We start from the raw sequence: 1280 nt of genomic DNA, 5'->3' as shown, positions 1-1280 counted from the left end.
GCCCACGGCCCGCCCTACACCACCGCGGCCCCCACCCGCCGGGCCACTTCCTCCGCGGCGAACCGCACGAACCCCTCGGGGTCCGGCTCGTCCCCCGTCGGCTGAAGGATCACGGAGTCGGCCCCGGCGTCGGCCAGCCGGTGGACCGCCTCGGCGACGGCACCGGCGTCCCCGGCCACTCCGAGATCGGGTTCGGAGCCGACGCCCTCGGCGATCAGCTCGGCGCGGAGCCGCTCGTCGGCGCCGGGTCCGGTGGCGGTGAGGAGATAGACGACGACTGTGTGCGCCGTAGCCTCACGCCCGGCCGCCACACGCCCCTCCTCGATGAGACGCCGGGCACGCCGAACGCCCTCGGGTGAGGTGGACGCCGTGAGAACGGTGCCGTCGGCAACCTCGCCGGTGAGCCGCAGGGTACGCGGCCCGGTAGCGCCGGCGAGTACCTCGACCTCCCCCTCGGGCGGCCAGTCGAGGGCGACGTCATCGAGGGTGACGTACCGTCCGTCGACGGTGAGCCGCTCCCCGCGCAGCAGGGCGCGCAACGCGACGAGATGCTCCCGCAACAGCGTCACCGGCGACTCGACCCGGGCCCCGACCTGCCCCATCCAGTCCTGCACACCGTGCCCGACACCGAGGACGGCCCGTCCGGGGAACATCCGGTGCAGGGTGGCGGCCTCCATGGCCGTGACGGCAACGTTCCGCAACGGCACGGGGAGCAGCCCGACCCCGATCCGTACCCGTTCCGTCCAGGCCAGCGCGGCGGCGGCCGTGGAGATCCCGCCTTCCCGGAAACAGTCCTCCCACAACCACAGCTCATCCAGCCCGGCGTCCTCCGCACTCCGGACAACGGCACGAAGACGCTCGGGAGCAAGCTGCGGCCGGAACACGGCACCAAGTGTGGTCATGGCGACGTACCTACCCGGGGCTCTCGAAGCTGACGCTCCCGGCGATCGCCCGCAGGATCGCCCGGTACTCCTCGCGCCGGGCCGGGGCCGTGGTGGTGAGCGTGAGGATAGCGAGCCGTCGGCAGTCCGGGTGGGGAAGGTGGGCGTGCAGTTGGAGAAGCGAGCGCTGCGGCAGGCCACTCCCGCTACCGGGCGCGGACGTCGACTCGCTGAACGTGGCGGGCCCTGCGGGCAACTCGACGAACTCGACGCCCACGTGACCTCCCACGGCCGTCACGGCACGGGCAGCGGTGACACTCCGGGGCGCGGCGGCTGTCTCCCGCCAGGAAATCGTGAACAACGAGAACAACGGCCCCACCACCGCCACGCCCCCAGGGC

Annotated in this window: 1 protein-coding gene and 1 pseudogene; both read right to left on the bottom strand. The window is 73.2% G+C overall.

Going from position 1 to position 1280, the window contains the following annotated elements; all coding sequences use genetic code 11:
• Positions 1-14: 14 nt before the first annotated feature.
• On the bottom strand, positions 15-902 hold the full coding sequence (locus tag AOK11_RS37615; protein ID WP_055598112.1) for an LLM class flavin-dependent oxidoreductase: 888 nt from the start codon (positions 900-902) through the stop codon (positions 15-17).
• Between the two features lie 10 nt (positions 903-912).
• Positions 913-1280: pseudogene (locus AOK11_RS37610) on the bottom strand (hypothetical protein); the annotation flags it as partial.

The organism is Streptomyces hirsutus, from assembly GCF_001418415.1.
Lineage (GTDB): Bacteria > Actinomycetota > Actinomycetes > Streptomycetales > Streptomycetaceae > Streptomyces > Streptomyces hirsutus.
The sequence above is the reverse complement of the archived record's forward strand: the minus strand, read 5'-3'. Positions and strand labels throughout refer to the sequence as shown.

What these genes read in the sequence shown, in the direction of transcription:
- AOK11_RS37615 (WP_055598112.1), bottom strand. Translation starts at nt 902, where the DNA reads ATGACCACACTTGGTGCCGTGTTCCGGCCGCAGCTTGCTCCCGAGCGT.